The following is a 25,869-nucleotide window of genomic DNA, read 5'->3' as shown; positions in this document are numbered from 1 at the left end:
TGACTGCTCCTGGCACAAAGCCATCTCTTAGCGCTCTCCCATAATTAGTAAATCACTTATTCTGACCGACGTAGTCGACTGACGCGCGAGGGTTGCTAAGCCAGGCCAACGGCGGTGGGCTTAAGACCCGCTCGTGTAGACGTCCATGGGTTCGAATCCCATCCCTCGCATTCCCATTACACTCAATCCGAACGATATCTATGGGAAATCAGTTTCAACCCGACAGACGTCTCTGCCATATCAAAGGTGTCTTGAGTTGTTGGTCACATTTGTTGTCCAATGCAACAACGTGTACAAACGTCAGAAGACACAGACAATCCAGATATAAAACCACCGACCGACGTGCTTTCTGAGCTCCCACCAAGTGCGAAACTGGTTGTGAAAGTACTCGAATACAACGACGATACGCTCACGCAGGCTGAACTCACCGACAAAACCTTGCTTCCACCACGAACGGTTCGCTACGCACTCACTCGACTCGAAGAACACGATCTCGTCGACTCACGCTTCTCATTTGCCGATGCACGAAAACGCTGCTATTCTCTCACCTTCGACTAATCACGTACAATAGACGAGAAATATGATAAATCTAAGTAATTAAATCAGAACCAAGCTGGAAGGGTGGAAAATCGCGATTACTAACTCAGGCACCTACTGTATCTATTGCCTCTGGAATCCACCAGATAACCACCCGCGGGCCCAATTTCCCCCGTTCCAACTCACCACGTTCATGCAACTCCTCGAGCCGCTGATGCACTGGCCATTGCTCCATTCTAACCGTATCTGCAACCTACCGAGCGGTCATTACTAGAAACACAGACTCAGGAATATCGTCGTCAGTCGTTTCCTCTGCAAATTGCCCACTCGTATCACGCTCTCTTTCGTCTGTCATCGTAGCCATCAGTTCACTATCTCCCGTGTGTCGAAGCGAATATACCGAATTTCACTGATTGCCGCTTTGACAATCTGAAACATTCCCTTTTCAGCAACGTCCCTGTGTCGACCACGAGATTAGTGCGGGGATAGAACCACCACAACTGTCATCTCTCGATAAGGGCAATGGCTCGAGGATGCTGCTCCGTAAATTCGTCTGGCCAATTTATCGTGATCTTCTTCCACGAATCGCCGTAGTCAATTGTTCTGAAAATACCCCGATTAGCGATTGCGACAAATCGACCGGATATCGGCCCATTTGCGGCGATCATTGGCGGTGTAAGACCTGCTTCGTCCGGCATTCCCGACATACATTTTTCCCACGAACCATCTGACATACGACGATACACTGCAGATGAGAGCCCCTCAAAATCATCCATTTGCTTTGGAGGTGTCGACGCGGATACAAGCACTCGATCTGGATTCGCAGCGTCTACTGCAACACTCGTCAGATACTGCTTTTCCATCCCGTCGTTCGGATAGTACCACGTTTCACCGTGATCATGGCTTTCAGCATATCCTCTTCCGTGCCGTTCAGCCCCATCTCCAGTTGCCGCATAGAGCCGCCCAGGTACCGCTGAATGCATTCGAAGTTGATGGATATCTCGCGGTGCCTCTGCCACTCGATCAAGCCACGTCTCACCACCATCAGTGGTATGCACTAGTGCGCCTTGTTCAATACAAACAGACACTCGGTCCGAATCGGTTGGATCTGGTTCGATCCATCGAATATTGTGTGTCTCTGGTCGTGGTGGATAGCTCCAGTCCGATTCCGATGCCAACTCCGAAATACCAGACTTCTTTGTCCATGTTTCACCACCGTCGTCGGACCGATAGATATTGCTTGGCTCCGTTCCTGCCCAGATACGACCGTTCGGGTCGGTTGCAAGTGCGGTAATTCGGTTCGAATCGATCTCTCCGCCCACTGTATCCCAGGACATTCCGTCATTAATACTCCGGAAGAGACCATCGTCGAGAGTACCGACATAAACTGTATCGTGTTCGTTGGATGTAGAGACAATACGGAATGTCCTCAAGATAGCGCTCGATTTGCCATTGCCCATCCTGTTCAGAAATGTCGATCACACAGTTTTCCATCGTCGCGAAGTACGTCGTCATGAACAGTACTCAGTTTACAGCACAATGAGATGGGAACAACGGCGAACATGTGGAACTAGGTGAAACATGTTCGACTCCAATACATGGGTTATCGGGTTCAATGGCGATCCATCGATGCCCGAAACACCTTCAGATCGCAGAAGAGACCTCATTGGTACCGTTCTGGTTTCGTTACATCGCGGGGTCGCCAATGAACTGGCTGATAATCTTCCCCTCGGCACGGTGTAGTATCCGACTCGCTGTGGATTTGCTGACATCCATTGATTCCGCGAGATCGGTGAGTGAGCAGCGGCGAGGTTGTTCGTAATAGCCCTGTGTAATCGCTGCAACAACGAATTCCCGTTGTTTGTCTGTTAGCAGGGCGGTCGGCTCAAGCGATTGGGTAAGTGAGGTGATTTCATACGGGAGATCATTCTGCTCGAAGGCCTGTTTGAGGTCAGAAAGGCGGTCATGCGAGGTGATCATTTCGCTGATCACCCATCCATTGCGAACGACGAGTGGATATGTTGGGAGATTTCCGGAAGATAATATTGCTTTATGAAGTGCTGGCTCAGGCACAGTGAATTCGATTATTCCTCCTTAGTGTTCAATATCGTGTACGTTATACGAGATCACCTTTGAACTATCAGCGAAGTACTGGACGAACCCCGCGATATCCGCTGTTTCTGCTGCTATTATGAAAGCTAGATTGTCTTCTATTGGATGACCAGTTAGTATCCAATACTCCTCGTCTGGATGCTGCGTCGAATACTCTGCGATCACATCATCTGGAGGTTTGATTTTCACGCGAGCTCGTGGCATGAGATCTCTATCAGTGTTAGAGGCTATGCCCCTACACCAACTCTCTTGGAATTGCTGTTCTTCGAGTCGTTACTGCGTAGGCTATAGTTCCAAATCACTTGTATCTAGAGCCCCTCTCGGACTTCAGACCAAAATCACTCTGAGAAATGGATATCTGCAGGACCACAAGTCAGCCCGAGGGTGGTGAAACCCCGATCAAAGGTGAAGATATGCTCAATGTCGTATTCATGAGCAAGCACCGTACTTGTGTGATCAATAAATGAGATCTGCTGGTCGTCATAGCGCTCGAACTCATCACACGCCGCAGCAAACACACCCTCTCCAACGGGAAGAATATTGAAACTCTCCGAGCGTCGAATCGTCTGGAGGGCATCGGCAGTTATCTTATGATTGACCTTTCGACTGGTGAGTGTGACTAGCTCCGAGAGTACGTACCGACTCGTAAACAACGGCTGATACGGAATCGCTTCGCAGCGAAGCGCATCGAACACAGACTGCGCAGTCTCGTGGCGTCCAGCACGGGTGTTTACCCACGCAAAGAATGCCCCTGTATCGATAAACAGCGGCTGTGGCTGCTCACTCATCCCCACCGTAGAGGATATCGTCAATCTCGTCTTCCGCGACCGGCTCACCAGCAGCTGATTTCAGCGACCAAAATGGATCGTCTACATTGATACCGCTCGGTTCCGCCGCATCATCGTCGATCCACCAAATGACTGCCCCCGCCCCAACCTTCCGGCGTTCGATTAATCCTTGATCGTGAAGCTGGACTAGTTTCTGTCGGACGGCTTCTGACGAGCAATCCAGTCGCTCACTCAGTTCTTTCGCCGTCACAACTGGGTCACTGGCTTCACGCATCGCTCGAAGAACGGCGTCCAGGGTGAGAGTCTGGACGAACCGCCCAGTATCTCGATTCCGCTCTCGGCTCATATCTACCTGTAGGATATTGACCGATGTAAGCCTATTGGTGCGAAGCAAGAGGACACGCTTTATAACCATTTGGTACGTAGCAATTGGCAGGAAGAATGGTGCCCTCGGGCGTGTGGAAACGCGCCGGGTGTTGTAGCACCCGGCACCGGTCTTCCTAATGCCACGGCTAGAAGACCATGAGTACGAAATCGCCCGTAGCCCTTGAATCTGCCGAGACGGCCCCAGAAACGCGCGCAGGCCGAACAGTTCGGCTTCCGCGTCGAAGCCCCCGGAATGGTCGACGTGACCAACGAGTGCTACGACAACCCCCCGCTGAGCATCACTACGTCGTGACACTGGACGACGTAATGGGCGATGCGATGGCCTGCACCTGTCCGCACCACGTTCACCGAAGTGCGTTTTGCAAGCACATGGCCGCCGTCGAGAACGCGACTGACGACGGGATGCTCGACGCATTCCCCTCAGAGGACGAAGACGATGGTGAGCCAGCAGAGTGCGATCGCGATGGCGTTAATGGTTTCCCCTGCTAGGAGTGCGTGCGCGAATTGACGAGACGGTTGGTGTCTACTATAGTTCAGGCAAGCCGAACGCCATTACAGTCGAGATCGTGGTGAACGGCGTCGAAGATTTGATCGTGGAGCATAACAATCGGCAGATTGGCGGGCATTTGCATCCATGTATCTGTCATTAACGTCGCGTATAGCTCATTTACTGTTTCGTAATATTGCTCGTTGACCATCCGATCTTCAGTATCTTGGCGAGATCTCAATGTCTCTATGTCTGCTTGTAAATAGATGATTCGCCATGGCTGTGGAAGGCATTGTGATAGTGGACGACTCGCTTGCCCATACACGTCGTAGAGGAATTGGTGGTAATATCGGTCAAAAACTACAATCTGGTTAGATGAAAACCGTGAGACCAGCGCGATTGTCCCTACTGCAAATAGATAACCGAATGTAGCAAATGAGAGTCGTTGAAGGAGATAGAGGGGGCTCCAAGTGGTCTGTCTTTTTGTCCGTGCTGTTCGTGGTCCTACTTGCTTACGGAGTCGATTAGCATATGGAATACGGTCAGAAAAATAGTAGAGAGCATGGACGTAATCGGCATCGTATCCCGCTGCTTGTAGTCTTGTGGTAAGCAATTGTGCCTGGGTAGTTTTCCCACTGCCATCAGGCCCAACTATCGCAACGATGAGTGCTTTCCGCTGCATTTCTCATTCCTACGTATGATTGTCGCTCTAGTGAGCAATAACCATTTGTAGCCTATGAATAGGTTTCACCGCTATATTCTATTTCATCAGTGCTGAAGACCTCGATTTCTTTCGTCTCATTGGAATTCTGTGTTATCGCTTAATGGCGCTCATGACTCATCTCGCGTTGGCCGCTGTCGAAACCGCGACGGACGACGGCACACTGACTGCGTTCCCATCGGAGGACGACGACGATGCCGAACCGGAAGACTGCGACTGTGACGGTCTCGGTGATTTTCCGTGCTGGCCATGCATGCAAACAGGACGGACGGAACTGCCGAACTAATCTCTGTCCTCTCTCTTACCGAGTTGATTTTCAACCGGCAGTATTTAGACATTAGTCAAGAAGTAAGCGTCTGGAACGATATCACACGTGTAATGACCTACGAAAATTTAGATTCAGAATTAATCAATGTCTTACTGAATGACGGTCGAGCGAGTCTCCGTGGTATTGCCAAAGATTTGGATGTCTCGGTAGCAACGGTCTCAAATCACCTCGAAGACTTACAGGACACGGACATCATTACTGGCTACACCCCGACGCTTGATTATGATTCGTTAGGCTACGATGTAACAGCTGTTATTCAACTCAAAGTGGAAGGGACAGCACTTCCGGACGTCACTGCTCGTCTGCAAAATCAACCGCAGATGATCAGCGTTTACGAAGTCACCGGTGACCATGACATCGTTGCGATCGGCAAATATACAGATACCGATGAAATGAATCAACAGATCAAAACGCTCCTTAGTGATGCAGACATTAATGAAAGCAACACTAGCGTGGTTCTGAACACGGCTAGCGAACACGACCAGTTCAAAATTGGAAAGGAGAGATAAGATTGTAAAGCCACTCGAGGGAAGAGGTCACTCAAGCAGATGGACATTGTTGTCTATGTCCATTCTAAACACGCGCTCGTGTGGCAATCTTGTATGTCGTCGTCGATCCCGATTCCCACGAGAACGATGAGCGCGGCAATCCATTTTATTGTTCCTCTGGAATCCACCAGATAACAACCCGCGGACTCAATTTCCCATGCTCAACCTCGCCATCCTCATGCAACGCTTCAAGCCGTCGATGTGCGGAGGGCCGCTCGATCCCAAGCGTATCTGCCACCCACCGCCGTCGAGAAGGCGACTGACGATAGTACGCTCAATGTCTTTTCTTCGGAGGATAACAAGCGCAACGATGAATCGGAAAATGATACGATGTCTGATCACGTCGAGGATCTAACTCGAAAGATCTTAGAATTCAAGGCGAAAGTCAGATCGATGGGCGATGTATAAACCGATTCCACAGCCGACTGCTGGCACAACGTACTTTACCCACCGAATCTTTCCTCTAATGATCGCCTCAAAGATGACGATGCTAAAATAGGCGAAAAGCATGAACAGAATACTAGATAGAAAATATCGAAAAAGCAGACTCATAACTTGACCAACGGAATACAAGATAGTAGGTGTTCCGATCTACGAAAATTACCCTAAAGGTATCAGCAGTGCTATGAGAATTCATGCTTCAGGTTTGTGAGATCAAACCGTAAATGAACGATTGCTGGTCTATCCTTGTCTAAGTAGTTCTCGCGATAACGTGGTGATATAAGGAAGATTTTCGCGGACCGTTGCTCTCTGTCTCACCCTTCATCATTACTCTTCTCGGTTTAGAACGGAGACTGTGGTTAGTATCTCGTACTAACGTAAATCGGGAAGTATCTGACCAGTGCAATCTGTTCAGAACCACTTTTGTATCGGTAGAATGATCCTTAGTGTTGCAGCACCGAAATAGACCCCACAACCGATAGCAACAATCCCTGCCACTAGTCCGAAGGTTGTTCCAGAAAATGCAATCGCGATCCCTGCCCAGACGAGAGCAAGTGCGACACCGAGTAACAGAAGCGTGCCGATTATTTCCAGAATCGCATCCTCGACTGCCTTGCGAATTACGACATAGAGTTCTTGTCCGTTAAGTCCGTCAGATCCACGGCTATTCGCCTCAACTTCTGGAGGGCTCATGATTGCAGTGTATTCATTTAAAAAAGATTGCGACTTGGTATCTCGAGCGACATACAAAGCCTTTGTAGTGGTTCCTCGTTTGGTTGTGATGGCTAATTCACCGATTAGTAGCCTGTTGAGAGGGCAAGTTATAGATAACAGCCGAGAGAGACCCAAGCAAGCCCATAGAATGCGATTCCACTCCCAAATGAGAGCGTAATATACGCACTAATAAGTAAATCACAGAGCAGAGCAACCGCGAAAAACGCTGCCAGCCATTGTGGGACGGTTTGAGCGCGCCATAGCGTCCGGCCAACAATGCCAGACCCAAGTACGACGAGGGCGATCCCAATCAGTGCCATGGCTGTTAAGAGCAAGATGATCATGTACCCGACTTCAATCACGAACATGTACCCGAATACTCCCATCGCAACTGCCCCGATGATAAGACCAAGTGCTAATAGACAAAATCCAGCCTTCTCCACGGTGGTATAACTATTCTTACTTTGGGTGTACAATTGTTCTACGCCAGGCAGAAGCAGTAGTGGGCCAACGACGTGAAGATATGGTGGATAGTGAGCAAAGATCGTATTTGCCAGTGGAATGAGTAGCAACATCAGTCCACCAAGTATTGTTGCTGCTTTCACGAACCGGGGATCGATTTGCAACGGCGTACGGAGTTGAGAGACAGCCATTACAGTACTTATCAGGAATAAGATGTTAAATATTTTGTGATTCAACTGACTTAACACCAGCTATCCACTCATGCATGAACGCCTTTTTGCATGGCAGTCCAAACCTCGTAGCGAAAGCCTTGGAAGAGATTTGAACTCTCGACCGACTCCGTACAAAGGAGGTGTTCTACCAGCCTGAGTTGCCAAGATACCCTTGATATATATTTAACACACCACCAGCACGAAATCCAGCGGCATCTGGGTCTGTCGAACGTAGTCCAGTTAGAACTTCCGCGATAAACGCACTAAAAATCATGATGCCACCCGCCATATCTGCCTTGGAATTCGGAAGCCAGTTCACAAAAACGGTGACGAGAAGTGAAGCGAGTGCGCCAACGAGCGCGAATCGCCATGTCGATGGGACAGCGCGGAGGACGCTGCAACTGTACGTTACGAGATATTTGCTCGATCCTTGGCTCGATAGAATTTGAGTAACGATATGCGGCACATCAGTCAGTCAAGTAGGTGCTAATAGCTCATATGGAATCTGCCCGTTTTCCAGCGATATAGATGAATCAGATAGAAAATCCCTCCAAAAAAGAATCCAGCAACACAGATGATATAGACATCAGAGAGATGTAGGACACCCAGTAAGGGATTTCCTGTGAGTGGATAGAGCGGCTGCATATCTGCATGCATGATTGCATCGAGAATGAGATGGCTGTAAATCCCAATGAGACTCGCGGTCACGATTCGATAGAGAGACCGCTTTTGTGCGAGGCCGAAGAGTGCACTGAGTCGGTTCCAGAGTGGCTTGGTTTTAAACATAATCGCAGCAAGGAGGCCAGCTAAGAGCGTGCCGCCAAGCACAGTATGGAGGGGACCATGGAGATTTCCAGTAAACAGGCCGAAATAGATAGCGATTGCTCTGATATCCACGATCATCGTTGCAATGCAGAGCGTTGGGAAGTCGAGCCAGCGCAAGAGCGCGACACCAAGAAACACACCTACACCGAGATGGTAGGGCGTCAGAGGCATATCAAGATAGTAACCACAAATCCATTTAATTGTTACCATAAGAACAATCGTCAGTTGGTCCGTAATTACGGACACCGTCGCTCTGCAATACGAACACAGTCAGAACGCTATGGACCACTTCTATCCACGACATGCACTGAGCCGCTATGTTCGCTTTTCACTGTTGGTGTATTTGAAGGTTCGATATGTATTCGCTGGATCGCTTCGTTTGGCGTGAGATAGATGGGAAGATTTCTCAGTTCGGTACTCGATTGTTGCTTCCGAATTGGATTGTATCTGGCAGTTGCCACCAGACACCGGCCACGAGACAGGCACTAATAGTATTCATGAGGGCCTCAATCCCACTAGCATCTCGATATGGGAGGATTGCCTGAACAAGTTCCATGCAGACGCCGAGAGCGATGGCGAGACAGACAGCTAGTGCGAGTCGTCGATGGTTGGGTTGGACAGGGGCAACAAATGCATATGCGAGTGTTGCGGTGAACAGCGCGTATCCCATGCCGTGCGCCCATGTGTCGCTTTCAATCCAGCCGAGTGGACCGTAGTCGATGCCGAATGGACCGTAGGACTGTGTTCCGTCAGTAGATTCCATTCCAATGTCATCAGGATTTGCAACGGACAATGAAACGATCGTTACTGCGACGAGCAACACCATACCGTACCGGATCCAGTTGGACGCAAGCGGGATACGGACAGGGGACATTACGCTACCCATCACAATCGTATATGTAATAATGCATTGATCTCGTTCCAAAGCATCCGACACTCCTACCGAGGCTTTGTTCAGTAAGCACAATTCCCACGAAGGGACTCCTCTCAACAGATACGATTGGACTGCAGATAATTCGGTGGCCGAAAACAAAATACGTCCAAGAATCCGACAGTTAGGGCAGGGCTACTACTATTTCTGGCGTCGTCAGTCGTCAGCGATGGCGAGCAGCCGCACGAGCCACTCGCCGGGTGCCAGCGGATCAAGCTTGCTGTCTTCGAGTAACTACGATTCGTTGGCAATCTCATGGCTACACGGCGATAGCAAGATGGACAATGGACCACGAATCGTCGTCGCCATTATCTCCTGTCCGCACTCCGGGCAGCGTTCGCTCGTCATTCGTCAGCAGCCTCCTCGACGCGCAGCGCACCACCACAGTCGCCACAGCTGTACTTCTCGGGCTGTTTGACGACCTTCGAGCGCTGGTAGCGCGAGAATCGTCCACCGCACTCCTCGCAAATCACCCACCAGTTTGGCAATTTGAACCGCTCGCAGTACTGTGAGGTGTCGGGCATGTCCGTCCAGCGGGTAGAACGTTCGTCCGTGATCCGCCTCGCCGAACTCGTGGTACTGAAAGACAGTGCTGTTGAACCTATTACTTGGTCGCTATTTGAGTAGGACAGGGAATAGCCAGTTCTGTGATGAGATCGTTACTAACCGAAAATTATTATTATTATTATTGAGTAGAATACTCGGATATATAGATGGTAAGCCGTGAAAATTGGATAACAATTGCCTTTGTTGTCGTAGCCCTCCCTGCAGCGTACGCGGTCAACGTCTTACTGGAATCGAACGGGATCGCTCAAGATACAGCATTCATGATCTCGTTTTTTGTACTGCTTGTTGTCGGCGTTGGCCTCCCAAGATTTGCGACGCACAGTGGATGACCTCAGTCGCGCATTAGCTGTACTTGGCGACATCAAGGAGTACTGTCTCCGTCATCGGAATTACGTCGTATCTATTGGTCATGCATCCGCGCTTTCAGTCAGTGTTCGCTGGTCGGTGATATCCGAGAACATCAATTGGCGTGCCATGGATAAAAACAGCTGAAGCAGTGATTCGTTCGGCAGTTCCTTTCGTCACGTGTGCACGCACGGCCAGCACGAGAAGCCATCGAGGCCATCGCAGTCGCAGTCTTCGGGTTCGGCATCGTTGTCGTCCTTCGACGGGAACGCAAGTGTGCCGTCGTCGGTTGCGTTTTCGACGGCAGCCATGTGCTTGCAGAACGCGTTGCGGTGGACGTGATGCGGGCAGGTGCAGGCCATCAGTTCGTGAGTCACGTTGTCGATGGAGACCAAATAGTGGTGGGCTGCGGGATTCTCGTGGCTCTCGGTGGTCACTTTGATAAGTCCGGGAGCATTGACGTCGAAGACAAATATGAATGCATTGAACGAATCTGTTTATACCAGTAGTAGTAAAATTCGCTTGATGAGAGACCATTGTACACCACTTGGTGTTGAGGAGTACTGACAGAGGATCACTACTGCCTGAGTTAGATAAAATCGACGTTCACTAGTCGGGTAATCCCCTCTACATCAAAATCGGAATCAGCCACTGCGAGTCCTTCATTGAGGCCTTTTGCGGCCCCTGCGATGAATGCATCGCGTGCTGCGAGCGTCTCTCCATGCTGTTGAAGGTCTGCTTGGAGTTCAGCAGCAGCACGTGCCAATTGTGGCGTCTCATCGATGATCGTTACCCACTCAAGGGCACTCTCAACGGCGTCAAAGTCTGGTGATCCCGCCTTGAAAACCTCTCCTTGGTAAACCTCAAACATCACTAAGGGCGGCGCAACTGCACGTTCATCAAGGTGATCATTGATATACTGCACCGTCACCTCATCGCCATCGAGATAATTGATGAGCAGACTGCTGTCGTATAGCGTCATTTCTGACCAACACTCTGTTTCATCTCTTTACGTGCCTCGCGAGCTTTACTAGCTGCGTCAGTTCCTTCCCAGAGGCCGGCGCCCTCGCTGATGGTTTCACGTCGTTCTCTGACGAGACGCGAGAGCAAGTCGTCAAACGTCTCATCTTCACCTTTTAATGCTGCAAGAGCAGCATGTGTGGTCTCATCGACACGGATACTTTTACTCATACAAGTTTGTATACGTCACAGTATACAAGGATGTTTCGGTGAAACCGACATCAATGAAATCCAAGGAAGGAATCGATGGGAACGGACATCGCTCACTCCTCGGATACCGGGGGATCTACCAAATGCGTTGCACAGGATCAAGTAGAGCACTGATGTGTCGAGGGTATTGTGAATTGTCGCATCTGTGAATTTCGTGCGCGTTTACTGGTCGCTGATGTCCGAGAACGTCAATTGGCGAGACATAGATAAAGAGGGCTGAAGCAGTAGTTATGGCAGTTCCTTCTGTCCTGTTCGCGAGCACGTCCAGTACGTCGTCCAGTGAGTGTTCTGACGAGAGACGTTCAGCGTTCACGATTCCTCCGCTTCGGTGAACCATGGGCGCCTGTTGAAGCCACGGAAGGGAAAGGGTGTACTCGAACCTCTTCGGTCACGTCGTGACTCGACGGGTATTATCTAGAAGACACCCGAGTGACGCTGGTCACCGAGAGTTCTGGAACGGCGTTGCCAGACCGATTTACAGTCGGAAGTAGATGGTTAGGCCGAGTCGAATACCAGCTCACAGAGCCGCCGTTCGCCCTCTCGGAGGTGGTGGGAGAACGTCGACTGCGTGATGTCGAGCGCTTCCGAGAGGTCCCTGCCGGTTTGGACGCGCGGGGACTCGAAGTACCCACACGGCCAAAGAGATCAGCGAGACTTCCGACGTACCGCGAACACGCGTCTATGATGCGATTCGAGTGTTAGAATCCAAAGGGCTTGTCGAAATCCAGCATTCGAATCCCCAGCAATTCCGCGCTGTGCCAATCGAGGAGGCCGCCGAGACACTGCGCCAAGAATACGAAACGCGAACGGACACACTTATCGAGGCAGTGACCGCGATCGAACCTGCAGAATCGAACGGCGGTGATGAGGAACTCACACACGAAGTCTGGGCGCTCTCGGGGACCACTGCGATTACGAATCGTACTCAACAACTCATTGATGCCGCTGGGAGAGAGATCGTGCTCATTATCGGTCGTGACGAGATCGTTACCGAGGAGTTACTCGAACAGCTCCAAGAAGCGTTGGACACCGGTCTTGATGTGCTGATTGGCGCGCAAACTAAAAGCGTTCGAGAGCAGCTTGCAGAGCCATTGCCCGATGCAGAAGTGTTCGTCTCCGGGTTAGAGTGGTTGCACAGCTCGCCACTCGGCCAACGACGACACGACGATCAGTCGCCTGCTGTTAATCGACAAGAACACGATTCTCGTGAGTTCGGTGCATGAAACGGACACTGGCGGGATTGAGACGGAAAAGGCAGTGTTTGAGAGAGGGTTCGACAATGGAATCGTGGTGATTGCTCGGCGATTGATGGCGACGGGATTACCACCGCGACAAGATCCCGATACGACTGTGAACGATTAGTCTTCGGTGCGACAGCATCGAGAGTTATTAGCTGGGAGCAACGTGAACGGCGCCAGTGCTGTGGACAGTGACGGAGTAGCCAGTGTAGGTGAAGGAGATCGATACAGTCGTATCGGTGTTCTGTGCCAGCGGTGGTGCAATAATCGCATCTAAGGCGTCGGGATCAATACACTCGTAAAGTGGACTGAGCTCCTGCTGGTCGCAGTGTGCTACCTGGGCAACGGTTTCGACGACAGCGGTGCTCGGTTCAATTGCTGACCATTCATACTGGGTTTGAATTGCTTCGTGTGGGATAGCATCAGAACTCGGCGACTCCTCATCACTCATGCGTGAGCACTTTGGGAGCGGTTATTAAAAACATTCTGTGATAATCTGGGTAACAAGAGATTTGCAGCTGATATCTGAATCGGAAATTCAGCATTCTCGGCTAACGGAGCACATACTAATCGGGTAAATCGGAAATACTAGGTGATATTCACTACCGCTTATGGTGGTTAGCGGAAGTATTCGATTCCTCAAATCCGTTCGACAGTAAAAATTCAAATTTGTCTTAGTCAGCAGCTATCTCGTCAGTGTGGTTGTTTATGTCCTCCATTGGCTCACCTTCGAACACGACGGGTTTGACGAATACGTTCTTGTGAGCAAGTACTGGCCGCTTTGCACGACCGTTTTGCTTATATTCGACAACACCAGCCCCGTACAGGATGTCAAGGTCGCGCTGAAAGAGCCGATACTCTACGAATATGTTGATATCGCCGCCTTGGAAGATTCGTTCTTCGGGTCGACGGTTGCCGGAGAGCGTCGTGATGCGGTTGGCAGTATCGAGTTGAAGTCGGTAATGATGGCTGGATTTCGGTGTACGGACACACCCCTGAATGCCAGAACTGAGATCGTACATTATATTTGAGCGATTAGCCACGATAATCGACCCACGGTGACTGTCATTGGTATCGGAGAGTTCGGAGATGGACTAGTGGTTTGTGGCTGAATCAGTTGGTTGACGTCGAGGGTTCTCGGTACAATAACAGCTGGTACACTGTGGGATGATGTCAATATCCGTCTTGTCGGCTTGACGGTCTCCCATAGTACATCAGCCCTGTACTCCGATTTTCTCGGCGAGAGCAAGATACTGTTCAAGACGCCGGGTTTCGTGATAGTGGGCGGTCTCACTTCGGGTATCGTAGTCAATGATGCCAGCGGCATCCATCTTCGGGAGATGGATGTGTGTCAAGCTCAGCTGCAGGTTCTTCGTCGATTCGGAGTCGGTGTCGCCAGTGACTCCGTCGGGAGCACTCTCTCCCACGCACTCCAAGAGTTCGGTGATAGACGCTACACCATCGTCCCTCGCGATAAGATACGAGAGAGCGTGGCGACGGTGGTTATGGGCGAGGATATCGAATATCTGATCGAGCTGTGCAGTAGTGTCATCGCTGACGTTTGGTGAGTTGGTCATGGTTGGATGGCGGAACGCATGATGATGTCATGTTCCGCGTACCCGCTACGCGAATGAACCGTGTCCCAGTGACACAACGACCTGCGTTCAGCACTCCCTCCGTTCGTGGGAGATGAACACACAGAGCACCTTGATGACTGTGTTAATGTTTAACACGGCGTGGACGGAAAAGGGTGGTGGTGGTTGTTACTACGGATGAGGAACTTTCCGTTTGAGAGTGCACCACAGCGCGAGACGGATCATAGTGAGCCAAAGATAAGCTCTGTGCCATGAACACCGACGCGTTTAGCGGAAAAAACTGGAGTTATTTCACTGCCGCATATACTGCTCACAGGCAGTCAACTGCCTCAAATCTGGTGAATTCGGAAAGTCGATCTCGCCGCCGCCGTATGTTCCACGTCGGTTATAGGATTAATCAGTCGTCTTGGAACGTGGCGAAATATTACAAGCCAAAATAGTGCCACTGTGATATAACCGACAACTCAAGTGTATCGTGAGCCATCAGCCATCACCGTCAGTTACTGCTGGATTCAGTAGGATGTGAAAGGATGATGGCACCGCCAGTCTGGACACGAACAGTATAGTCTTCATACCTGAATTGTACTTGCCTATTGGTGTTCCGGAGAGTCCCGTCATGGCGGGGCTCAAAGAGTCTATCAAGAGCTTCTGGGTCAACAAAGTCGACAGAATCGCCAATTCGCTTGGGTCGGCGTTATTCAGCGTGGCGATGGCGCTGACGAGTGTTCCGCTGACCGAGTCTGTCTTGGGATCGAAGGTAAATTGATGCGTTGTTTGGTCAGCGTGTTCTCGGTGCTGGTTGGACGTATCGCTCTTGGTGTGATCGGTCATGATGTGTGGGCGAGTGAGACTCTGTGATGCGCCCCACATGGGTGCTAATCACGTGTAAATACGCCATTAGTGGAATACCACTATCGTAAACGACAGTGGACGCACAGTGTGTGCTGGCTCGGAGTATCTCATAGGTGCTCACTCCGGTTAAAAGCGGCGTTGGCTCACAATCACACAGGTTTGTTTTACAGCATGTCCTTCCCTTCAGAATTCACTGAGACGATAACTTGGCGTGAAAATCTTGGGGGTAGTTACCGCTAGACAGCGTAGAAAGAATATGGAAACATACGCAGATCCATCCCAACAGCCGACTATGAGTGTAAAGCAAGCAGTGGCTACATTAGAGGAGTGTCAGCCTGATCAGCTTGGAACACTGAGTGCAGTAGTCGATATTAACGAGCTCGTTCGGGTTCTTGATCCGCCGAGTGATCGGGAATCGGTTGCATTTCGGTACTGTGGGTATTCGGTCGAAATCACGTCCGATCGTAGAATTCGCGTCGAACCATAAGTGTCAGAATCAGGTCTCGCAGGCGGGTCAAGAGCAGAAAGAGGAATCGCTGTAGTTAGTATATAATACTAACCTTAGGCATCTATTCGATTTCAAAGCAAGAGCAACAATGATAGCAGTGTTCGCCGGTCATTGATCGTCACCCGCCTCAATTCGGAGTGAACCACCACCTCCCCGCAACTGTACTTCTCGGGGTGTTTCACGTCTTTCGAGCGTTGGTAGCGTGCAAGTCGCCCGTCACAGTCCTCACAGATCACCCACCAGTTCGGCGATGTGAACCGTTCACAGTAACTGCGTTGTGTCGAGGGCGTCGGTCCAACGGGTGAACGTTTGCCCGTGGTCCGCCTCGTTGACCTCATGATACTGCCATGCGTGAATCAGTTCATGGCGCACCGTCGAACTGAATTGCTCCCAGCCGTGCGAGTCGTAGGTATCCCACGTCAGCGAGATCGTAATCTCATCCGTCGCAGGGTCGTACTTGGTGACGTCTGTCTGCCGTTTCGCGCGGTGCGATACATCCCACTCAAGTGCGTCGACTGGCAGATCCCCGAAGTGCGCAGTCGCGTACGCTATTCCGAAACATCGTCAAGATCATCACCGTCTTTCAACTGTTGACGTTTCTCGCCGGATTCCTCACTACTCGGAACCAATCCGGCCGTGTTCTTTTCCGTCGAGGATGTTGTTTTATCCGTTTCACGGTCTAAGTCCTCTGACGGATGCTTATCACCGTTTTCGTAGACAGTACCATCACCCAGCGAGATTGCAGTCTCCAATTCGTCGCTCAATCGTTTGAGGATCGTGTCCGTATCGACTGATTTTAATACCTCATCCAGTGGTCGTGGGGCCCACCAGATGACTCCCAAGTTGTGAATCTCCAGTCGCTCGATACGGCCCTGATCGTGAAGTTCTGTGAGGGTCACACGAGTAGCCTCGGTACTTTCATTAGTGTGGTCAGCAATCTCTTCAGTCGTGATCGCAGGACTGTCTGCATTAAGCACAGCCTTGTGTGTGCGGTCAAGCGTTTCTTGATCACTGGTCTGATCGGGCCCATTCTGTTCGTCCATAGGTCACTCTAAACAGCTATGTCGGAAAAACTATCTGGGCGTTACTTGTTTTCTGAGCTGACTGTCAACAGTGTCAATAGTGGTGAGATAAAGTCAACGGGTATCTTTTCTTCATCTTCTTTAGGAGAAGCATGACTGCTACGGTTATCGAGATCGAGACTCCGGCTCCGAATTCACACTGAGTATGCTGATATGTGGGCAGTAATCGACAGTCAGTGGGAGATTCGAAAGTTAATCGTGCGAAAGAAGGTCACTGAGTAGTGTCCACTCATATTTGCGTATTCCAGAATGTGTGATCGACGTCACCGTACTTGTCGTAGCCGGTGTACGGGCCACTGATACGCTCGTCTTTGTCTTCGTCCGATGAGAATGCGTCGAGCGAACCGTCATCAGTCGCGTTCTCGACCGCAGCCATGTGCTTGCAGAACGCGCTCCGGTGGACGTGGTGCGGACAGGTGCAAGCCATCGCATCACCCATTACGTCATCCAGCGTCACGACGTAGTGGTGGTCAGCGGGGTTCTCGTGGATTTCATTGGTGGCTTCGACCATTCCGGGGGCTTCGACGCGGAAGCCGAACTGTTTGGCCTGTGCGCGTTTCTGTGCCGTCTCGTCAGCGTCACGGGCTGCGGATAGCTTTGGACTCATGGTGTTCTGGTCCAATTGGAAGATCAGTGCCGGGATGTGCCACCACCCCGGCACGTTTTCAAACGCTCAAAGACACCACTTTTCCTGAGCAGTAAGGATCATCGCATCCACTACACGGAAATCTCCAGTCTGAAAAGCGCCGCTCAGTATCCATCTACTCCATTTGCACGTTCAACTATTGTTACGGATGATGGTTCATCGATTATTAACGTTTCTATTAATTTCACCCCATGGGAAAGATATTTTATGTAACGTTGCCAATTACCATGATGGAGAGAGGAGATGCCAGAAAAGATCATATTCTACGAAGACGAACCAAAAACAGTCAAAACGAACTGCGAGATCATTGAAACGTACGATTTCGGGGAATGCATTACATCAGCAGCGTATGTGGAATTTGATGAAAAGCATGAATCAAAATTACAAGCGGATGAACAGATCGTCGGCATTGAAGACAACATTAGCGCAACACTTCGATACGAACCAGATTTCATCAGTGAAGAGCCGACGGACGTAGCGACCATCGAAGATGTACGCAAGCTCCACAATATCCCAGAATCAGCGGCTCCTGGTGAACAACAGACTATCACAATCATGGATTCAGGGATCGATACGAGCCATCCAGTGTTCGAAGACACGGCAGTAACGCAAGTCGATGTGACAGAAACTGGAGGAAGTGATGATGCAGTTGGTCATGGGACAGCGGTTGCTGGGCAAGTAACACGCCTTGCACCTGCAGCGGATCTCATTGCACTCCGAATATTTGGGAGTGAAGGGAAAACGAAGATGAACATTATTCTTCGAGCATATGAGTGGCTCCATAAGAACCATGATCGATACAATGTCGTCAATATGTCGTGGGGCGCTCAAAAACAGTCAAAGCAACTTGATCAGATTCATTCGAAACTCATAGAGAAAGGAGTAAGAGATGTTGTTGCCGCAGGAAATTCGGGGGCAAAGAGTGGCAGCCCAGCAACAGCAAAAGGAGCATTTAGTATCGGTGCATGTACGAAGGACGGAAAAATGGCCGAATTCTCCTCGTACAATCCAAATGGTGATAATCCAGATGTTACTGCAATAGGGAAAGACAATCGTCTCGCACAAGCCAGTGGAACAAACATGGGAAAACAGCTGGATGGACGGTGGGTGAAAGCTTCCGGAACGTCGTTTGCCTCGCCAGAGGTCGCCGGAATGGTTGCGAAGTACATAGACACAAAAGACGACTGGTCTCCCAAGGGTGTCCTCGAATCATTCGAATCAGGGGCTCGAGACATTGAGGATCAACCGAAAGATGGTGCCGGAATTGTTGACTATCAAGCAACAGTCGGTAAAGAAACAGCAGATACATCTGAGCAAGAAGTAGATAAAGTACTATAAAATATCCATATTTAATAGTCACTGACAGAATTGAAGTTACGGGCTGAAGCGGTGGTTAGTTCGGCAGTTTCTTGCGGCCTGCCCGCACGCACGGCCAGCACACGAAGCCACACGAGGCCGTCACAGTCGCACTCTGCCGTCTCACGCTTGTCTGTTTCATCGTCGTCCGACGGGAATGCGTCGAGCGTTCCGTCGTCGGTTGCGTTTTCGACGGCGGCCATGTGTTTGCAGTAGGCGGCGCGGTGGACGTGATGCGGACACGTGCAGGTCATTAGGTCGTCGGTTCCATCGTCGATGGAGACTGTGTACTGGTGTTCTACAGGCTTCTCGTGGCTCTGGTTGGTCACTTCGACCATTCCGGGGGCTTCAATGCTGTAGGAGAACTGTTCGGTCTATGCGTGCTTGTGTGCCGTCTCGTCAGCGTCACAGGCTGTGGATTGATTTGTACACATGGTCTTTCCAGAGTGGTATTTGGAAGACCGGTGCCTGGTGTTCCAGCACCCGGCGCGTTTCTCTGACCGTCACGCCCTGAGAGGCACCGTTCTTCCTCATTAACTCCTATGATAGGAGATAGCTTAATACTGCCTATTGAAGTTATTATGCTTACTTACGGGTGTTTCCTCTCACCATGAGTGGTTTTATAGTGGAGGAAGGGGTATCTCATGACATGGGCGAAAGTACTGACGGCCCCGGACGAAAGCCACGGGTCACAGAAGAAGAAATTTTACGCGTCTTCCGGCGCGCCGAGACGCCAGTTCTCACAACTCGGATGGTCGCCGACGAAATCCCAATCGGCAAACGAACTGTCCTTGATCGCCTTGAATCGCTCCATGCACGGGGTGTTATCGAGAATATGCAGGTTGGCGCGAGAGCACAGGTCTGGTGGCTCCCAGACGAAGATGACGAACCTGAAAAGCAATCAGATTACATGAAAGGGTTCGGCGCGTTCAAAGGAACAGGATTCGCCGAGGCTGTGCAGCAAGCGGGCGAAGAACTTGACGCAGGATTTCGGGAGCGTCGCGAACGGCATGAGCTCGGCGATGAGGGTGACGAATGAACACACGCCAGACAGAGGGACCAGCAATTCTCGATACAAGTTTTATTGTTGATTACTTCGAGGCGCTGCCAGCTACACAGACACTTCTCAACCACTCTGTAGATGACAGCGAAGGGACGGTTGAAATTCCGACAATTGTTCTGTACGAGTTGTATCACGGCGCTATTCTCTCCGATTCTCCGCATGACAGCGTTGAACGAGTGAACAGCGAACTTGAGTGGGCGAATCGTATCGGATTTGATCCTGCCGATGCTGAAGAAGCGGGGAGAATCCAGGCCGAACTGACAGGACAAGGGCGAAAAATTGGCTCGACTGATGTACTTCTCGCAGGCATCGCCCGGAATCGGAACCAGTGTCTCATCACTGCAGACAATCATTTTGACGAAATCAATGGCCTCGCCGTGTTCAACCACCGGACGGACGACGTTGAGCAGCTGTAGTTTACGCAAGCTGGTTCTTTCTCGTCCTCACTTATATATCCTCAATACTTCGATGGATTTCAGTTTATTGGTAATGGCGTGCAAAAAGTTCGCGACAAACGCATCAGCCTAGCAGTCAGCCACCCCTCAATTTTGTGCGGTTTAACTGTCTATTAGAGATACCTGGCCTTGTTGAAACCCTTAATAGGTGATAGATTCTAGCGGTTGGACTGAATACAGGGCGCATATTCATCACTAATGTTAATCTATCTCGAGCCCGTTCGAATTGAGCTGAAATCCGTAAGTAGAGGGTATGTGTCAGAGAGTCGGTCTCATTCGTCCACGAGTCCGAGTTGTTCGAAGATCTCCTGCTGGTCGAAGTACATACGATACATTGGCAGGTTGCTGCCGCGATTATCCACCGAGTTGCGGAACCCCTACGTAAGAAGACTTAGAATGGCAGCAGGGATAGCTACAAATCATAACACTCGCACTAGTTGAACAATGCAATCTGGGTTCACAGAGATTTTTATCCGAATTGTAGGGACATCCCCGGTGATACAGGCCCTTGCAGGCGGTATTATCATTGCCACAATGAACCTCTTTGGTGCGTCACTCGTTCTCGTCTGGCGAAACCCGTCTGAGCGAGTACTGGACAGTATGCTCGGTTTCGCCGCCGGCGTGATGTTAGCGGCTGCATTCACGAGTCTCATCATTCCCGGCATCGAGGACTACTCCGGTGGGAATCCGATCCCGACGCTGATCGGCGTTGGCCTGGGTGCGCTGTTTCTCGATCGGGCGGATATGGTGGTTCCCCACGCCCATTACCTGCTGACGGGGAGCCGGCGGGCGGACGCGTCGGGATCCGTCGAAACACTCCCAGTTACCGACGAACGGCTCGCCGGGGTAGTTTTGTTCATTCTCGCTATTACGCTGCATAACATGCCAGAGGGACTGGCCGTCGGCGTTGGCTTCGGTGCAGCCGCCGCAGACCCGGCCCAGCTCGGCGGTGCACTTTCCCTGATGGTTGCCATCGGCCTCCAGAACGTTCCGGAGGGGCTGGCGGTGTCGGTTGCGGCCATCAATGCTGGTCTCGATCGCCGGCTGTACGCCGTCGTCGCCGGCATTCGGGCGGGTATCGTCGAAATCCCGTTAGCAGTCCTTGGCGCTGTCGCAGTCGCGACTGTCAAACCCCTCTTGCCGTACGCCATGGGCTTTGCCGCCGGTGCGATGTTGTTCGTCATCTCCGACGAGATAATCCCGGAAACACACAGGAGCGGATACGAACGCGTGGCCACGCTCGGACTCATGACTGGCGTCATCGTCATGCTATACTTGGACATTGCATTGGCTGGATAACGGCATCACGGTCGCAGAGATTCACCTATCAGGATCGCTGCAGGCGGTTCTGTAGAAATGATTTCAATTGATAGGAGTCAGGCATTAAATACAGGTCTAGACATATCGGCGTCCATCTCTGTGCTGAAGACATCCTCTTCATTCAGCACACCATTCCTGTCACGCTCTGAGAGATTCAGCAGAACTGTGTAGGTTAGTATAATTTACTAACCTGTGTTAGCGACTGTACCAACCAGAAACGAATGAAAGAGTGAAGGAGAGCCGAAAACGTCAGCAGGAGTCAGTGAGATTCAGCGAGGAAATCCATCACCCACACATCAGGGCGTGGTGGGTGCAGATCATCCATCTCAAGCACTTCGTCAGGGGCAGCAATCTGATGCCCGCACGGACTTAGATGAACCAGCGACGGGCCAGACACCGTTATGGTTCCAATAACCCGCAGACAGCGGGGACAACGGTAATCAGTCCTCATTGTCCGGCAGCCTCCTCGACACGCAACGACCCGCCACAGTCGCTGCAACTGTACTTCTCGGGGTGTTTCACGACTTTCGAGCGTTGGTAGCGCGAGTGTCCCACCGCACTCCTCACAGATTACCCACCAATTCGGCGATGTGAACCGCTCACAGTATTGCGTTGTGTCGAGCATAACGGTCCACCGGTCGAACGTTTGCCCGTGATTCGCCTTCCCGAACTCGTGATACTGTCATGCGTGAATGAGTTCGTGGCGCACCGTCGAACTGAATTGTTCCCACCCGTGTTGTTCATAGGCGTTCCACGTCAGCGAGATCGTAATCTCATCCGTCGCAGAGTCGTATTTTGTGACACCAGCTGTCGATGGGTGTGTTTTGTTAGCTCTCAACCGATCGCTCTGCCCCGCGTCCACCGTTTCTGAGTGGAGTCAGTGCCAGAGGGATAGTTAATTGAAATCCATTTCCGACGCTGAAACAAAGCGGGTTGGCGCGAGCAGCGGTGTGGAGATCGACAAAGATATCCGCGAGGATCGTACTCCTTGTGGTGGGTTCCGTGACAGATCCGCCGAAATCCATCAGCGAAGGGCTTCTCTTCAATCGTCGTCGCCCGGTTGCGGACTCGGAGTTCCCTGACTCGCGCTGCTCATCCATCCGTCGATGTGCTCGGCAACGTAGTCCCGTCCACCCCAACCGAACGCGACACCCGCGCCGATGGCGATGGCGGCCGCGAGGCCCCACGCAAGAGCTCGAGCGAACAGGTAGAGAATACCCACGTCGATACCCATTGTGTCGAGGCCGATGACGATGGCGGTGAAGTATAGGAACACTCGGGTTCCTGTCGCAAACCACTGTGTGTACGCAGTGTGTGTCGCCGCCCGAGTTCGCATGATCGTGTCACCGATGAAATCAGCGACCACGAATCCCAGCACGATGACGAGCAGTCCGGCAATCAGCGCCGGAAGGTACGAGACGGCGGTGGCAACCCATTGCGAAAGCGTCGCGATCGCTAATACGTTCGCCGCGGCGAGGATCGCTAGCGCATAGATGAACCACGCCGCGAGTTTACCGAACGTCCCGGATACCGCACTTTCGGTGCCACCCATCATTCGTCCGAGCGGCGTATCGAGCACCATTCTGTCGAGTTCGATTCTATTTGCGATTCTGCGAACGACCGCTGCCACGGCGCGTCCGATCACCCAGCCGATGAGCAAGATGACGAGCGCACCGACGAGGCGCGGAAGCAATGCGATAAACCCCGAAATAGGGTCTTGCAGCCATCCTGGAAGCCCACTGACTTGTAAGATCGTACTAGTGAAGATGTCGTGATGTGTCATTGTTTAGCCCCCACGCAATCGCGTGGTTCACTAATGAGTGGGGCTACAGCCGGTTTGTTGTTGGCTACCTAAATCGTGGCAGCGAACGAGTAATGAGGAATGGATCTGTGGTTGTTTCACGGATGGTATTGTCGGAGAATGGACAGAGAGTTTTAGTTTGTTGTAGATTACAGATAGTGAAAACCCAGATTGAAGTAGCCGGAAAAGCCAGTTATTCTGGAGACTACTGCCCTGTTTCCGCGTTGAGATACGAACCATTACCCTCAATTGGAAAGTTGTTGATAAAATTTGTCGCGTTTGCAGCTCTTTCGAAGCACATACAGCATGACGCTCGAACCATCCGCGCATTCAGTGAGCGTTCGCTGGGCAGCTACGTCGGAAATAATCGGTTGCGTGATATAAATGAGAACCGGGAGATGAGATTAGGCTGGCAGTTCCTTCCCACCCGTTTTTACGCACTTCTAGCACGGGAAGCCGCCGAGGCCATCACAATCACACTCTGCCGTCTCACTCTCGTCCTCGTCCTTCTCGTCATCCGCCGAGGGGAAGGCCTCGAGCGTCCCGTCCTCGGTTGTGTCCTCGACGGCGGCCATGTGCTTGCAGAACGTACTTCGGTAACGTGGTGCAGGCAAGTACAGGTCATTAGGCCGATGGTTTCGTCGTCTCTACTAGAAGTGTGGGTAAAGTTGATGAAACAGACCCTAACCACCTTGGGGTTGCGCCCCAAGGCGGTTTACGTAGTGACCGTCGATTTATAGTTAAGCACCCTGTGTTCAGCGAAACATTCGTATCATCTCGCTTCCGGCAAACCTAAAAATGCGGGTGTGACCTTAAAACATGCATATCTGCTTTTCTATTTATCATATGAATTGTAGATATGTATTTTAATTTAAGATTAGAAATAAAAACATCGCTTGGCGCAGCTTTGTCTGTTTTAAACTGATAGCCGTAAGGTATTTGCACATGGGGGATTTTATGTGTTATCATTCCCCAAACGCGGTGGGGAAGGGGGGTTCGAAAATGGGTCGATCGACTAAAGAGAGAAACAGAATTTCACGTCGAACGTATCTAAAAGGTGTAGGGAGCACGAGCGCCATTGGGTGTTCTATGCTTGCCGGCTGTACGGCGCGCGGACAACAGGGCGGTTCCAACACACTGGAAATCGTCCATTGGTGGACGGCTGGCGGAGAAAAGCAAGCGATACAGGCACTGCTCGATGGATACCAACAACGATATCCGAATATTCAAGTTCGGAACAATCCTGCGCCAGGAGGAGCGGGGAGCGCTCTCGACACGGTAATTCAAAACGGGTATTGAATCAAAATCCACCAAGCACGTTCCAGATTTGGCCGGGGCAGTCGCTCGCCCCATACGTTCAAGGAAACGTCCTCAATGACATCAGCGATAGTGTGTGGACACAACAGGTTCAAAATGCGTATCTTGAGAGCGTCAGGAACGCTGCCAAGCCAGCGGGTAATTACGTCTCAGTCCCACTGAACATCCACCGCCTGAACAACTTGTTTTACAACGCAGATGTCCTTGAGCAGGCGGGCGTCAATCCACAATCGCTCAACAATCCGGCGGCGCTGAACGACGCGTTCAATACGGTCGCTTCGGAAACAAACGCGACGCCGCTGGCTCACTCGACCCAGGAAGCGTGGACGACGCTCCAACTCTGGGAGACCGTTTTCATTGGTCAGCATGGAAGCGAAGCGTTCCTCAACCTCACTGGCGGAAACGCCGGTCAGCATCAGGATCAAATCAGGCAATCGCTCCAGCAGGTAAAGCAGTATCGCCAGCACTTCAACGCGGACGCCGGTTCCATCTCATGGGATCAGGCGAACAGCAAGGTGATAAACGGGGAGGCTGCGTTCCACCAGCAAGGAGATTGGGCGGCCGGCCAGTACGAAGCTGCCGAAAACTTTGGATACCGACAACAGTGGAACCACGTGCCGTTCCCTGGGACGAACGGGGTGTACTCGATGGTGATGGATTCGTTCGTGTACCCCAAGAACAATCCGTCACCGGATGCGACCGAGAAGTTTCTTACCTACTGTGCGACCGTCGACGCACAGCGACGCTTCAATCCGATCAAGGGATCGATTCCAGCTCGAACGGACGTTCCAACGGATCCATTCGGACCGTTTCTCCAGTCGCAGATTCGGGACTTCAGGAATTCCGAGAACCAGCCGACGACCATCGCCCACGGGTCGGCCGTGGTCCCCGAGGTGAAAAGCAATATGGAAGAGGCATTCGCGAGCTTCACCGAGAGTTGGAACGTCAACGCTACCGCTACGCGCATCAGAAACGCGTTTCAGGCGTAACTCCGATTCCCT

Annotated in this window: 38 protein-coding genes, 1 tRNA gene and 1 pseudogene; 14 read left to right on the top strand and 26 right to left on the bottom strand. The window is 51.3% G+C overall.

Translation table 11 applies throughout. The features are described 5' to 3' along the window. Positions 1-85 precede the first annotated feature (85 nt). Both LIX15_RS22690 and LIX15_RS22685 read left to right on the top strand, forming a co-directional pair. A tRNA-Leu gene (locus LIX15_RS22690) sits at positions 86-170 on the top strand. A 109-nt stretch (positions 171-279) separates the two neighbouring features. Then, positions 280-558, top strand: a complete 279-nt coding sequence (locus LIX15_RS22685) for a helix-turn-helix transcriptional regulator (RefSeq protein WP_227777073.1) — start codon at positions 280-282, stop codon at positions 556-558. Positions 559-1,040: 482 nt separating this feature from the next. Here LIX15_RS22685 and LIX15_RS22680 read toward each other — a convergent pair whose 3' ends face one another. From LIX15_RS22680 to LIX15_RS22660, 5 genes are all read right to left on the bottom strand, one after another. Beyond that, a complete protein-coding gene (locus tag LIX15_RS22680; RefSeq protein ID WP_227777072.1) occupies positions 1,041-1,997 on the bottom strand; it encodes a WD40/YVTN/BNR-like repeat-containing protein in 957 nt (318 codons plus the stop codon). A 226-nt stretch (positions 1,998-2,223) separates the two neighbouring features. Next, positions 2,224-2,517 carry a helix-turn-helix domain-containing protein gene (locus tag LIX15_RS22675; protein ID WP_227777071.1) on the bottom strand — a complete coding sequence of 98 codons (294 nt, stop codon included), beginning with the start codon at positions 2,515-2,517 and terminating at the stop codon, positions 2,224-2,226. Positions 2,518-2,631: 114 nt separating this feature from the next. Then, the gene (locus LIX15_RS22670) at positions 2,632-2,838 is read right to left on the bottom strand and encodes a hypothetical protein (RefSeq protein ID WP_227777070.1); all 207 of its coding nucleotides are present in this window, start codon (positions 2,836-2,838) and stop codon (positions 2,632-2,634) included. Between the two features lie 149 nt (positions 2,839-2,987). Continuing rightward, complete coding sequence (locus LIX15_RS22665; protein WP_227777069.1) at positions 2,988-3,437, bottom strand: type II toxin-antitoxin system VapC family toxin; 450 nt, start codon at positions 3,435-3,437, stop codon at positions 2,988-2,990. Continuing rightward, positions 3,430-3,783: an HTH domain-containing protein gene (locus tag LIX15_RS22660; RefSeq protein WP_227777068.1), complete on the bottom strand. Its 354-nt coding sequence runs from the start codon at positions 3,781-3,783 to the stop codon at positions 3,430-3,432. The genes LIX15_RS22665 and LIX15_RS22660 overlap by 8 nt, the downstream gene beginning before the upstream one ends. A 293-nt stretch (positions 3,784-4,076) precedes the next feature. Between LIX15_RS22660 and LIX15_RS22655 the strand changes: the two genes are divergently transcribed. Further along, positions 4,077-4,313 carry an SWIM zinc finger family protein gene (locus LIX15_RS22655; protein WP_227777067.1) on the top strand — a complete coding sequence of 79 codons (237 nt, stop codon included), beginning with the start codon at positions 4,077-4,079 and terminating at the stop codon, positions 4,311-4,313. 44 nt (positions 4,314-4,357) lie between these two features. Here LIX15_RS22655 and LIX15_RS22650 read toward each other — a convergent pair whose 3' ends face one another. Continuing rightward, positions 4,358-4,993 carry a dTMP kinase gene (locus LIX15_RS22650; protein ID WP_227777066.1) on the bottom strand — a complete coding sequence of 212 codons (636 nt, stop codon included), beginning with the start codon at positions 4,991-4,993 and terminating at the stop codon, positions 4,358-4,360. A gap of 142 nt (positions 4,994-5,135) precedes the next feature. On the opposite strand from LIX15_RS22650, the gene LIX15_RS22645 reads away from it, so the two are divergent. Then, positions 5,136-5,318: a hypothetical protein gene (locus LIX15_RS22645; protein ID WP_227777065.1), complete on the top strand. Its 183-nt coding sequence runs from the start codon at positions 5,136-5,138 to the stop codon at positions 5,316-5,318. A 92-nt stretch (positions 5,319-5,410) separates the two neighbouring features. Then, positions 5,411-5,869 (top strand): HTH-type transcriptional regulator Lrp, encoded by a 459-nt coding sequence (gene lrp / locus LIX15_RS22640; RefSeq protein ID WP_227777064.1) that lies wholly within the window; start codon positions 5,411-5,413, stop codon positions 5,867-5,869. A gap of 891 nt (positions 5,870-6,760) precedes the next feature. Here the strand turns inward: lrp and LIX15_RS22635 are convergent. From LIX15_RS22635 to LIX15_RS22615, 5 genes are all read right to left on the bottom strand, one after another. Further along, entirely contained in the window at positions 6,761-7,042 is a 282-nt protein-coding gene (locus LIX15_RS22635; protein WP_227777063.1) for a hypothetical protein, read from the bottom strand. Positions 7,043-7,170: 128 nt separating this feature from the next. Beyond that, complete coding sequence (locus LIX15_RS22630; protein ID WP_227777062.1) at positions 7,171-7,716, bottom strand: hypothetical protein; 546 nt, start codon at positions 7,714-7,716, stop codon at positions 7,171-7,173. A 507-nt stretch (positions 7,717-8,223) separates the two neighbouring features. Beyond that, positions 8,224-8,733 (bottom strand): hypothetical protein, encoded by a 510-nt coding sequence (locus LIX15_RS22625; protein WP_227777061.1) that lies wholly within the window; start codon positions 8,731-8,733, stop codon positions 8,224-8,226. Between the two features lie 235 nt (positions 8,734-8,968). Further along, entirely contained in the window at positions 8,969-9,436 is a 468-nt protein-coding gene (locus tag LIX15_RS22620) for a VanZ family protein (RefSeq protein WP_227777060.1), read from the bottom strand. A gap of 401 nt (positions 9,437-9,837) precedes the next feature. Then, entirely contained in the window at positions 9,838-10,017 is a 180-nt protein-coding gene (locus LIX15_RS22615; protein ID WP_227777059.1) for a SprT family zinc-dependent metalloprotease, read from the bottom strand. A 189-nt stretch (positions 10,018-10,206) separates the two neighbouring features. Between LIX15_RS22615 and LIX15_RS34035 the strand changes: the two genes are divergently transcribed. Further along, positions 10,207-10,389, top strand: coding sequence for a DUF7987 family protein (locus LIX15_RS34035; RefSeq protein ID WP_486327134.1), 183 nt, complete (start codon positions 10,207-10,209; stop codon positions 10,387-10,389). A gap of 192 nt (positions 10,390-10,581) precedes the next feature. Here LIX15_RS34035 and LIX15_RS22610 read toward each other — a convergent pair whose 3' ends face one another. The 4 genes and pseudogenes from LIX15_RS22610 to LIX15_RS22595 all read right to left on the bottom strand — a co-directional run. Further along, positions 10,582-10,842, bottom strand: coding sequence for an SWIM zinc finger family protein (locus LIX15_RS22610; RefSeq protein WP_227777058.1), 261 nt, complete (start codon positions 10,840-10,842; stop codon positions 10,582-10,584). Between the two features lie 152 nt (positions 10,843-10,994). Beyond that, positions 10,995-11,387 carry a PIN domain-containing protein gene (locus LIX15_RS22605; RefSeq protein ID WP_227777057.1) on the bottom strand — a complete coding sequence of 131 codons (393 nt, stop codon included), beginning with the start codon at positions 11,385-11,387 and terminating at the stop codon, positions 10,995-10,997. Further along, positions 11,384-11,596, bottom strand: a complete 213-nt coding sequence (locus tag LIX15_RS22600) for an antitoxin VapB family protein (RefSeq protein ID WP_227777056.1) — start codon at positions 11,594-11,596, stop codon at positions 11,384-11,386. Before LIX15_RS22600 ends, LIX15_RS22605 begins: the two co-directional genes overlap by 4 nt. A 534-nt stretch (positions 11,597-12,130) precedes the next feature. Next, positions 12,131-12,253 (bottom strand): annotated as a pseudogene (locus tag LIX15_RS22595) (helix-turn-helix domain-containing protein); the annotation flags it as partial. 26 nt (positions 12,254-12,279) lie between these two features. On the opposite strand from LIX15_RS22595, the gene LIX15_RS22590 reads away from it, so the two are divergent. Then, positions 12,280-12,858, top strand: a complete 579-nt coding sequence (locus tag LIX15_RS22590; RefSeq protein ID WP_227777534.1) for a TrmB family transcriptional regulator — start codon at positions 12,280-12,282, stop codon at positions 12,856-12,858. 166 nt (positions 12,859-13,024) lie between these two features. On the opposite strand, the gene ddfA is transcribed toward LIX15_RS22590, so the two are convergent. The 4 genes from ddfA to LIX15_RS33750 form a co-directional block, all read right to left on the bottom strand. Beyond that, complete coding sequence (ddfA, locus tag LIX15_RS22585) at positions 13,025-13,324, bottom strand: DdfA family disk-determining factor (RefSeq protein ID WP_227777055.1); 300 nt, start codon at positions 13,322-13,324, stop codon at positions 13,025-13,027. A 223-nt stretch (positions 13,325-13,547) separates the two neighbouring features. After that, a complete protein-coding gene (locus LIX15_RS22580; protein ID WP_227777054.1) occupies positions 13,548-13,895 on the bottom strand; it encodes a hypothetical protein in 348 nt (115 codons plus the stop codon). Positions 13,896-14,087: 192 nt separating this feature from the next. Further along, on the bottom strand, positions 14,088-14,450 hold the full coding sequence (locus tag LIX15_RS22575; RefSeq protein WP_227777053.1) for a DUF7344 domain-containing protein: 363 nt from the start codon (positions 14,448-14,450) through the stop codon (positions 14,088-14,090). Positions 14,451-14,951: 501 nt separating this feature from the next. Further along, positions 14,952-15,299, bottom strand: a complete 348-nt coding sequence (locus LIX15_RS33750) for a hypothetical protein (RefSeq protein ID WP_265338430.1) — start codon at positions 15,297-15,299, stop codon at positions 14,952-14,954. Positions 15,300-15,576: 277 nt separating this feature from the next. Between LIX15_RS33750 and LIX15_RS33355 the strand changes: the two genes are divergently transcribed. Beyond that, positions 15,577-15,807, top strand: coding sequence for a HalOD1 output domain-containing protein (locus LIX15_RS33355; RefSeq protein WP_227777052.1), 231 nt, complete (start codon positions 15,577-15,579; stop codon positions 15,805-15,807). Between the two features lie 282 nt (positions 15,808-16,089). On the opposite strand, the gene LIX15_RS22560 is transcribed toward LIX15_RS33355, so the two are convergent. From LIX15_RS22560 to LIX15_RS22550, 3 genes are all read right to left on the bottom strand, one after another. Continuing rightward, positions 16,090-16,350, bottom strand: coding sequence for a SprT-like domain-containing protein (locus LIX15_RS22560; protein WP_227777532.1), 261 nt, complete (start codon positions 16,348-16,350; stop codon positions 16,090-16,092). A 26-nt stretch (positions 16,351-16,376) separates the two neighbouring features. Then, positions 16,377-16,871 (bottom strand): helix-turn-helix domain-containing protein, encoded by a 495-nt coding sequence (locus tag LIX15_RS22555; RefSeq protein WP_227777051.1) that lies wholly within the window; start codon positions 16,869-16,871, stop codon positions 16,377-16,379. A 268-nt stretch (positions 16,872-17,139) separates the two neighbouring features. After that, complete coding sequence (locus LIX15_RS22550) at positions 17,140-17,517, bottom strand: DUF8118 domain-containing protein (RefSeq protein ID WP_227777050.1); 378 nt, start codon at positions 17,515-17,517, stop codon at positions 17,140-17,142. A gap of 282 nt (positions 17,518-17,799) precedes the next feature. Between LIX15_RS22550 and LIX15_RS22545 the strand changes: the two genes are divergently transcribed. Beyond that, on the top strand, positions 17,800-18,894 hold the full coding sequence (locus LIX15_RS22545; protein ID WP_227777049.1) for a S8 family peptidase: 1,095 nt from the start codon (positions 17,800-17,802) through the stop codon (positions 18,892-18,894). Positions 18,895-18,905: 11 nt separating this feature from the next. Here LIX15_RS22545 and LIX15_RS22540 read toward each other — a convergent pair whose 3' ends face one another. Further along, complete coding sequence (locus LIX15_RS22540) at positions 18,906-19,250, bottom strand: SWIM zinc finger family protein (protein WP_227777048.1); 345 nt, start codon at positions 19,248-19,250, stop codon at positions 18,906-18,908. A 311-nt stretch (positions 19,251-19,561) separates the two neighbouring features. Between LIX15_RS22540 and LIX15_RS22535 the strand changes: the two genes are divergently transcribed. From LIX15_RS22535 to LIX15_RS22525, 3 genes are all read left to right on the top strand, one after another. After that, the gene (locus LIX15_RS22535) at positions 19,562-19,951 is read left to right on the top strand and encodes a hypothetical protein (protein WP_227777047.1); all 390 of its coding nucleotides are present in this window, start codon (positions 19,562-19,564) and stop codon (positions 19,949-19,951) included. Next, positions 19,948-20,391 (top strand): PIN domain-containing protein, encoded by a 444-nt coding sequence (locus LIX15_RS22530; protein ID WP_227777046.1) that lies wholly within the window; start codon positions 19,948-19,950, stop codon positions 20,389-20,391. Before LIX15_RS22535 ends, LIX15_RS22530 begins: the two co-directional genes overlap by 4 nt. Before the next feature lie 483 nt (positions 20,392-20,874). Further along, the gene (locus LIX15_RS22525; RefSeq protein WP_227777045.1) at positions 20,875-21,729 is read left to right on the top strand and encodes a ZIP family metal transporter; all 855 of its coding nucleotides are present in this window, start codon (positions 20,875-20,877) and stop codon (positions 21,727-21,729) included. A gap of 703 nt (positions 21,730-22,432) precedes the next feature. Here LIX15_RS22525 and LIX15_RS34030 read toward each other — a convergent pair. From LIX15_RS34030 to LIX15_RS22515, 3 genes are all read right to left on the bottom strand, one after another. Next, positions 22,433-22,612, bottom strand: coding sequence for a hypothetical protein (locus tag LIX15_RS34030; protein WP_486327133.1), 180 nt, complete (start codon positions 22,610-22,612; stop codon positions 22,433-22,435). Positions 22,613-22,792: 180 nt separating this feature from the next. Next, positions 22,793-23,533 (bottom strand): mechanosensitive ion channel family protein, encoded by a 741-nt coding sequence (locus LIX15_RS22520; protein WP_227777044.1) that lies wholly within the window; start codon positions 23,531-23,533, stop codon positions 22,793-22,795. Positions 23,534-23,994: 461 nt separating this feature from the next. Continuing rightward, entirely contained in the window at positions 23,995-24,165 is a 171-nt protein-coding gene (locus tag LIX15_RS22515; protein WP_227777043.1) for an SWIM zinc finger family protein, read from the bottom strand. A 475-nt stretch (positions 24,166-24,640) separates the two neighbouring features. Here LIX15_RS22515 and LIX15_RS33350 point away from each other — a divergent pair, with 475 nt between their 5' ends. Both LIX15_RS33350 and LIX15_RS22510 read left to right on the top strand, forming a co-directional pair. Further along, complete coding sequence (locus LIX15_RS33350; protein WP_345412797.1) at positions 24,641-24,850, top strand: hypothetical protein; 210 nt, start codon at positions 24,641-24,643, stop codon at positions 24,848-24,850. Continuing rightward, complete coding sequence (locus LIX15_RS22510) at positions 24,847-25,857, top strand: ABC transporter substrate-binding protein (RefSeq protein WP_345412795.1); 1,011 nt, start codon at positions 24,847-24,849, stop codon at positions 25,855-25,857. Before LIX15_RS33350 ends, LIX15_RS22510 begins: the two co-directional genes overlap by 4 nt. Positions 25,858-25,869 lie beyond the last annotated feature (12 nt).

It is taken from the genome of Haladaptatus pallidirubidus (assembly GCF_020700235.1).
In the GTDB taxonomy this organism is placed as follows: Archaea; Halobacteriota; Halobacteria; order Halobacteriales; family Haladaptataceae; genus Haladaptatus; species Haladaptatus pallidirubidus.
Note: the sequence above shows the minus strand (reverse complement) of the source record. Positions and strands in the feature narration are given on the sequence as shown.